This window comes from Ancylobacter gelatini (assembly GCF_022601675.1).
Lineage (GTDB): Bacteria > Pseudomonadota > Alphaproteobacteria > Rhizobiales > Xanthobacteraceae > Ancylobacter > Ancylobacter gelatini.
In genome coordinates this window covers 617,298-624,515 of record NZ_JAKVIL010000002.1, presented here as the reverse complement: position 1 = coordinate 624,515, position 7,218 = coordinate 617,298, and the positions used below count along the sequence as shown (strand labels likewise).

The 7,218-nt window shown below is 68.0% G+C and carries 6 protein-coding genes; 3 read left to right on the top strand and 3 right to left on the bottom strand.

The genetic code is table 11. The annotated features are described in order from the left end of the window. Positions 1-322 precede the first annotated feature (322 nt). The 3 genes from pabB to MKI84_RS06180 are packed head-to-tail and all read left to right on the top strand — an operon-like array spanning position 323 to position 3,133. Positions 323-1,744, top strand: a complete 1,422-nt coding sequence (gene pabB, locus MKI84_RS06190; RefSeq protein ID WP_241617504.1) for an aminodeoxychorismate synthase component I — start codon at positions 323-325, stop codon at positions 1,742-1,744. Positions 1,745-1,754: 10 nt separating this feature from the next. Further along, positions 1,755-2,330, top strand: a complete 576-nt coding sequence (locus MKI84_RS06185) for an anthranilate synthase component II (RefSeq protein WP_241617502.1) — start codon at positions 1,755-1,757, stop codon at positions 2,328-2,330. After that, on the top strand, positions 2,327-3,133 hold the full coding sequence (locus MKI84_RS06180) for an aminotransferase class IV (protein WP_241617500.1): 807 nt from the start codon (positions 2,327-2,329) through the stop codon (positions 3,131-3,133). The genes MKI84_RS06185 and MKI84_RS06180 overlap by 4 nt, the downstream gene beginning before the upstream one ends. A gap of 6 nt (positions 3,134-3,139) precedes the next feature. On the opposite strand, the gene MKI84_RS06175 is transcribed toward MKI84_RS06180, so the two are convergent. From MKI84_RS06175 to MKI84_RS06165, 3 genes are all read right to left on the bottom strand, one after another. Continuing rightward, the gene (locus tag MKI84_RS06175) at positions 3,140-3,865 is read right to left on the bottom strand and encodes a DUF930 domain-containing protein (RefSeq protein ID WP_241617499.1); all 726 of its coding nucleotides are present in this window, start codon (positions 3,863-3,865) and stop codon (positions 3,140-3,142) included. A 176-nt stretch (positions 3,866-4,041) separates the two neighbouring features. Next, the gene (locus MKI84_RS06170) at positions 4,042-5,631 is read right to left on the bottom strand and encodes a 2-isopropylmalate synthase (RefSeq protein ID WP_241617496.1); all 1,590 of its coding nucleotides are present in this window, start codon (positions 5,629-5,631) and stop codon (positions 4,042-4,044) included. 318 nt (positions 5,632-5,949) lie between these two features. Beyond that, positions 5,950-7,173, bottom strand: coding sequence for an SAM-dependent methyltransferase (locus tag MKI84_RS06165; protein ID WP_241617494.1), 1,224 nt, complete (start codon positions 7,171-7,173; stop codon positions 5,950-5,952). Positions 7,174-7,218 lie beyond the last annotated feature (45 nt).

Genomic DNA, 7,218 nt, shown 5'->3' with positions numbered 1-7,218 from the left:
CGTCACCGAACGCGACGGATAGTCCTGAGCCTGCGCAAAACCAACAGGAACCGCAGCAATCGCAAGAGCCGCAAGGCCCACAGCGGCAGCCTTCAAATTCTTCATGCGTCCCTCCCGAGACATTGTCGCGACGTTTTTGCATAACGGCGCCATCCATTCGCGGGGCGCCAGCGTGAGGCCTGTTAAGCGATCATCCGTGTGCCCGAGCGTCAAGGCCTCTTTGGTTCTATGATGACCGCGCGGGCCGGCGCCATATTCCGCTGCCGTAAGCCGGCGAAGCGGTCTAGGAAGGCAACAGCCGACACGCCATATTCAGGCGATCATGATTCAGGAACCGCCGCCGATCGTCGTCGAGATCGATTTCCAGGACCCGTGGCAGGCCGCCCGCCGGCTGGCGCGGCGCGACGGCACGCGCGTGCCCGGCCTCGTTTTCCTCGACAGCGCCATGGTGCATCCCGTGCTCGGGCGCTGGTCCTACGTCATGGCCGAGCCGTTCGGCCGGTTCCGCGTCGAGGGCGCGACCGCTTTCTGGAATGGCGTGGCGCTGGAAGGCGCGCCGATGGCCGAGCTGCGCGCCCGGCTCGAACGCTTCGCCCAGCCGCCCCGCCCCGGAAATCCCGGCGCGCCGCCGTTTCGGGCCGGCGCGGCCGGGTACATGGCCTATGAGGCCGGCCGGCTGTTCGATCGTTTCCCCACGCCCGCCCCGGAGCCGGGCGAAGGCGCCGAGATCGACCTCGGCTTCTACGATCTGGTGGTCGCCTTCGACAATGTGGCCCGGCGCGCCTTCATCGTCTCCACCGGCTGGCCGGCGAGCGAACCCGCGCAGCGGCAGCAACGGGCGCGTGAGCGGCTGGAAGACGCGATCGCACGCCTCGCCGCCCCCGCGGCGCCACTCGGCACCGCGCCGGCAGTGACCGGCTGGAACTCGAATTTCGACGCCGCCGCCTACCGGGCGGCCGTGGCCCGGGTGATCGACTACATCCGTGCCGGCGACATTTTCCAGGCCAACTTCACCCAGCAGTTCCGCGCCCGGATCGGCAAGGTCGACCCGCTGGCGCTCTATGACCGGCTGCGCCGCGCCAACCCCGCAACCTTCGCCGCGCTGATCGTCAACACCGACCGCACCATTGCCTCCTCCTCGCCCGAGCGCTTCGTGCGGCTGGAAGGCCGGCAGGTCGAGGCCCGCCCGATCAAGGGCACGGTGCCGCGTTCGGTGGAGCCGACGCTGGATGCCTTCCGCGGCCGCGAGCTTTCCGGCAGCGAGAAGGACCGCGCCGAGAACGTGATGATCGTCGACCTGCTGCGCAACGATCTTTCGCGGGTATGCAGGCCCGGCACGGTGAAGGTGCCGCGCCTGTGCGGACTGGAGACCTATGCCAACGTCCATCACCTCGTCTCGGTGGTGACCGGCGAACTGGATGAGGGCCGCGACGGGCTCGACCTGATGGCGGCCTCCTTCCCGGGCGGCTCGATCACCGGCGCGCCGAAGATCCGCGCCATGGAAATCATTCACGAGCTGGAAGGCCGGCCGCGCGGACTCTATTGCGGCGCCATCGGCTATATCGGCTTTGACGGCGCGATGGATTTCAACATCGCCATCCGCACGGTGACCGTGGAGCGCGAGGAAGCGCGCTTTGGCGTCGGCGGCGGCATCACCGTGCTCTCCGATCCGGCGCTGGAATATGCCGAGAGCCTGACCAAGGCGGAGCGGCTGTTCCGCGCCTTCGTCCCGCAGCAGGCATGAGGGGCGGCCGATGATCCTGCTGATCGACAATTACGACAGCTTCGTCTTCAACGTGGCGCGCTATTTCCGCGAGCTGGGGCAGGATATCGAGGTCGCCCGCAACGACGCGCTCGACGTCGCCGCCATCGAGAGGCTGCGCCCGGACGCGCTGGTGATCTCGCCGGGCCCGTGCTCGCCCGACGAGGCCGGCGTGTCGCTGGAAGCGGTCCGCGCGCTGTCCGGCCGGCTGCCGATTCTCGGCATCTGCCTCGGCCATCAATGCATCGGGCAGGCCTTTGGCGGGCGCGTCGTGCGTGCGAAGACGCCGATGCACGGGCGCGCGTCGCAGGTGCGCCATACGGGCAGCGACGTCTTCGCTGGCTTGCCCTCCCCCTTCGCCGCCGGGCGCTATCATTCGCTGGCGGTGGAACTGGGCGATGACGGCCCGCTGGATGCCACCGCCTGGAGCGAGGATGGCGAGATCATGGGCCTCGCCCACCGCCAGCACCCGACCTTCGGCGTGCAGTTCCACCCGGAATCGGTGCTGACCGAGCACGGCTACGACATTCTCGGCAACTTCCTCAAACGCGCGCGTGTTCCGGCGTGAACCCGCTCAGCAGCGAGGATCGCGGCTTCACACTCGGCGACGGCGTGTTCGACACCGCGCTGGCGCTGAACGGGGCGGTGATCGCCCGGCATGCCCACGTCACACGGCTGCTCGCTGCCGCCGGGGCGATCGGTATTGCCATTGAGGGCGCGCGGATCGAGGCGGCGATCGACGCCGCGCTGCCGCCTACGCCCGCCATCCTGCGCACCACGCTGACGCGGGGCACCGCCGCGCGCGGGCTGTGGCCGGCAAGCGCCGGGGAGCCGACGCTGGTGGTTGCGACCGCCCCGTGGGGCCCGGCCCTGCTCGGCCAGCCGGCAAGGCTCATCACCGCGACCGGGCGGCGCAACGAGTTCTCGCCCACGGCCAACCTCAAGGCGCTGGGCTATCTCGATCATATCCTCGCCGCGCGGGAAGCGGCGCGGGCGGCCGTGGACGACGCGCTGATCCTCAACACGCAGGGCCGCGTCGCCTGCACCACCATCGCCAATGTCTTCGCGCTCATGGACGACCGGCTGGTGACCCCGCCCCTGTCCGAAGGCTGCCTGCCGGGCGTGATGCGGGCGCTGGTTCTGGAGATCGCTCCCTCCCTCGGGCTGGAGGTGGCGGAAGTCCCGCTCACGCGCGAGGCGCTGGCCGGCGCGCAGGCGGTGTTCGCCACCAACAGCCTGCGCTTCATCCGTCGCATCACCGAACTCGACGGCGCCTCGCTCGGCACCGGCGGGGCGGCGCTCGACGCACTGGAACAGGCGCTGTTCGCACAGGCCGCCGCCGAATGCGGGATCGATCCGCGCCAGGCGTGACGCGGCTCAATGCACGGCGGGAAGGTTGAGCGCGCTCCATTCCTCGCGCGCGATCGCGGCCCCGACGCGGAAGGAAAAACCGGTCACCCGCCGCCGGCTGGCGTCGAGCTCGCAGCGATAGGACAGCTCATACCATTGATGGCCGGCGCGGAACGCCGCGCCATGGGCGATGAACGCGCCCTCCTCCAGACGCGGATCCGACAGCGCGTAGTCGACCAGCCGGTCGGGCTGGAACTCGCCCTTCCAGGCGTGGATCTGCTCCATCGCCTCCAGATCGCAGAGCTGGGCGATGTGCTCCTCGTCGGCCAGCGTGGCGAGCTGGCGCCGCAACGGCCGGTTCGCCGGCTGCGCCAGCGCCTGCTGCGACAGCAGGGTCGAGGGATGGATCATGCCATCCGGCCGGGTCGTGACCGGTGGCACCGCCGCCGGCGGCGCGGCGGATGGCGGGCCGAGCCCCTCCCCGCCCCCGCTCATCGGCACCGTCGGCGGCGCGGGAGCGCGCAGAGCGTCGAACGCTGCGCCGCTCAGAATCTCCACGGTCACAGCCGGAGGCTCGGGGGGCAGCACCGGTGCGAGGCCGAGCCACAGCATGACCAGCAGCAAGGCGACATGCAGGGCGAGCGACAAGGCGAGCCGCAGCGTTCCCTGCGCGCGCGGGCAGAGGGCCGCCATCACCGGCAGCCGTTCATCCGCTGCCAGCGCGACGATCGGGACAGCCGCCGCGCCCGTCATGGAGCCCGGCAAGGATGGAAGGCACGGCACCTGTCAGGGGCAAGGCGTCTCATGCTGCCGGTCTCCCGCGTGAGGGGAACTCCTCGCCAATCAGGCCGACAACATTATGGCACCGCAAAAACCGACAGGCGGCGCGAAGCATCGCCCCGCGCCGCCTGATGGTCAGAAGAACCCGCTCACTCGGCCGCGGGCTGGGACTGCGCGTTGAGGCTCTGGCTCTTGGCCTGCAGCTTGTTGAGCGCGATGATGTAGGCCTGTGCGGAAGCGACCAGCGTGTCGGGATCGGAACCGCGCCCGGTCACCGCCTTGTCGCCATCCTCCAGCCGCACTGACACCTCGGCCTGCGCGTCGGTTCCCTCGGTCACGGCGTGGACCTGATAGAGCGCGAGCTTGGCGGTGTGCGGCACGATCTCCTTGATGCAGTTGAACACCGCATCGACCGGCCCGTTGCCCTCCTGCTCGACGGTGAAGCGCTGGCCGTCGACTTCCATCTTCATGGTGGCGCGCTGCGGGCCGTGGCTGCCGGCGATCACCGAGAGCGACACCAGCTTCATCCGATCATGCGCCACCGCGATGCCCTGATCGACCAGCGCCTCGATGTCCTCGTCGTAGACCACCTTCTTGCGGTCGGCGAGGTCCTTGAAGCGGGTGAAGGCGTCGTTCAGCGCGTTCTCGCCGAGTTCGTAGCCCAGCGCCTTCAGCTTGTCGCGGAAGGCGGCGCGGCCGGAATGCTTGCCCATCACCAGCGAGGTCTTGTTCACGCCCACGGTCTCGGGGGTCATGATCTCGTAGGTGGTGGCGTTCTTCAGCATGCCGTCCTGATGGATGCCGCTCTCATGCGCGAAGGCATTCCGGCCGACAATGGCCTTGTTGTACTGCACCGGGAACGACGTCACCGCCGAGACCAGCTTGGACGCGCGCGTCACCAGCGTCGCGTCGATGCCGGTCTGGTAGGGCAGCACGTCGGCACGGGTGCGGATGGCCATGACCACCTCTTCCAGCGCCGCATTGCCCGCGCGCTCGCCGAGACCGTTGATGGTGCATTCGATCTGCCGGGCGCCGCCGGCCAGCGCCGCCAGCGAATTGGCGACGGCGAGGCCGAGATCGTCATGGCAATGGGCGGAGAACACGATCTTCTCGGGATTCGACACGCGGTCGAGCACCCGCTCGCGCACCTGGCGGAACATCGCCTCATATTCGGACGGGGTGGCGTAACCCACCGTATCGGGCAGGTTGATGGTGGTGGCGCCGGCCTTGATCGCGGTCTCGACGCAGCGCGCGAGATAGTCGATCGGGGTGCGGGTGGCATCCATCGCCGACCACTCGATATCGTCGATCAGGTTGCGCGCCTGGGTGACGGTGGCGGTGATGATGTCGATCACCTGATCCTGCGTCTTGCGCATCTGGAATTCCAGATGGATCGGCGAGGTCGACACGAAGGTGTGGATGCGCGGGCGCTGCGCATGCTTCACCGCCTCGCCGGCGCGGGCGATGTCGACGGGAATGGCGCGGGCAAGACCCGCGATCACCGCGCGCTTCGTGCGGCGGGCGATCTCGGCGACCGATTCGAAGTCGCCGTTTGAGGCGATCGGGAAGCCCGCCTCGATGACATCGACGCCCATCGTGTCGAGCAACTCGGCCACTTCGAGCTTTTCCTCGAAGGTCATCGAGGCGCCGGGGCACTGCTCGCCATCGCGCAGAGTGGTGTCGAAGATCACCACACGGTCGTCGGCGCGGCTGTCATGGGCGCTGGAGGTGGAGGACATGGGTCTTTTCCTTCTGTCGCTTCGCCGGCGGTCCGCGCGGGACCTTTTTCATCGGCTCGGCTCTGGGTGTTGTTGGCGGTTCGGGCGTCATCCCCTGAGCGCCCAGGCACACAGCCCGGCCGGCCCTCAGGGGCGGCTAAGAAGAAGCAGGCCGGACAGAAGGAGAGCGTTCCCCGCAAACCGCTTGGCGGTCGGGGTCGCGGAAATGCGTCGGGCGGACGAATGCGTCACGGCTCGGCTCTCGCGAGGTTGCTCTCTACCCGTGTCATAATGGATCGGATGCCGGTCTGGCAAGTCGCTCAAGCACGCAGCGACCCGTCAGGCCGCCCGCGCGGCCAGCGACCGCTCCTCATCAGTGATGAAGTCGCGGATCACCGGCACCGCGTCGCGCTCATTGGACAGCAGAAGCTGGTAGACCATGTTCGAGCCGTGCAGGAAGCCAAGTTCCACCGCCACCAGGTAGAATTCCCACATCCGCGCGAAGCGCTCGCCCATCATCTCGACCACTTGCGGGCGCACCTTGTCGAAGTTGATGCGCCAATGCTTGATGGTCCAGTAGTAGTGCAGGCGCAGGATTTCGCAGTCCGCCGCCCACAGCCCCACGCGCTCCAGCGAGGCGAACACTTCCGACATCGCCGGCACATAGCCGCCGGGGAAGATGTGCTTGCGGATGAACGGACCGGTCGAGCCGGGCGGCGACATGCGGCCGATGGCGTGGATCATCGCGAAGCCGCCGGGCACCAGCAGCCGCTTGATGGTGTCGAAATACGCGTCGAAATGATTGACGCCGACATGCTCCATCATGCCGACCGAGACCACGCGGTCGAACTGGCCGGTCAGTTCACGATAGTCGCGCTCGAAGAAGGTGATGCGGTCGAGCACGCCTTCCGCCTCGGCCCGCCTTTTCGATTCGGCGAGTTGCTCGGTGGCGACGTTGATCGCGGTGACATGCACGCCGAGCTTGGCGAGATAGATGGCGAGCGCACCCCAGCCCGAGCCGATCTCCGCGACCCGCATGCCGGGCTCCAGCTTCAGCTTGGCGGCGATGTGGCGCAACTTCGCCCACTGCGCTTCTTCCAGAGAAGCGTCGGGGGTCGGGAAATAGGCGCAGGAATAGATCATCTGCGAATCGAGCCACAGCCGGTAGAATTCCGGCGGGTGGTCGTAATGGCTCTGCGCGTTGGTGGCGGCCTTGCCGAGCGGGTTGGACTGGTGCCAGCGCTTGAGGCTGCGCCACGCACGGCGCAGCGCCTGCTGCACCGGGTGGGACGCCAGCCCCTTCCGGTTCACCGAGAACAGGTACAGGAAGTCATAAACCCCCGTGCCTTCCTCGAAGGTAAGGCGGCCGTCCATATAGGCCTCGGCCGCGATCAGTTCGGGATTGAAGAACAGCTCGCGGTCAAGTTTGTCGTCGTGCAAGCGCATGACAACCTTCGGCCCGTCCTCGCCGGTGCCGAACACGGTGCGGCTCCCGTCGGGACCGATAACAGTGAGGCTGCCCTTGTGGACGAAGCGCTTCAGAAGGTGAGGAAGAAACCGCATCGCCGAACCAATATCCCGAAACCTGAGTGTCGGGGCATCGGGCAT

Bases quoted from the DNA above. Each gene is read 5' to 3' on its own strand.
- pabB (WP_241617504.1), top strand. From the start codon at position 323: ATGATTCAGGAACCGCCGCCGATCGTCGTCGAGATCGATTTCCAGGAC.
- MKI84_RS06185 (WP_241617502.1), top strand. From the start codon at position 1,755: ATGATCCTGCTGATCGACAATTACGACAGCTTCGTCTTCAACGTGGCG.
- MKI84_RS06175 (WP_241617499.1), bottom strand. From the start codon at position 3,865: ATGACGGGCGCGGCGGCTGTCCCGATCGTCGCGCTGGCAGCGGATGAA.
- MKI84_RS06170 (WP_241617496.1), bottom strand. From the start codon at position 5,631: ATGTCCTCCACCTCCAGCGCCCATGACAGCCGCGCCGACGACCGTGTG.
- MKI84_RS06165 (WP_241617494.1), bottom strand. From the start codon at position 7,173: ATGCGGTTTCTTCCTCACCTTCTGAAGCGCTTCGTCCACAAGGGCAGC.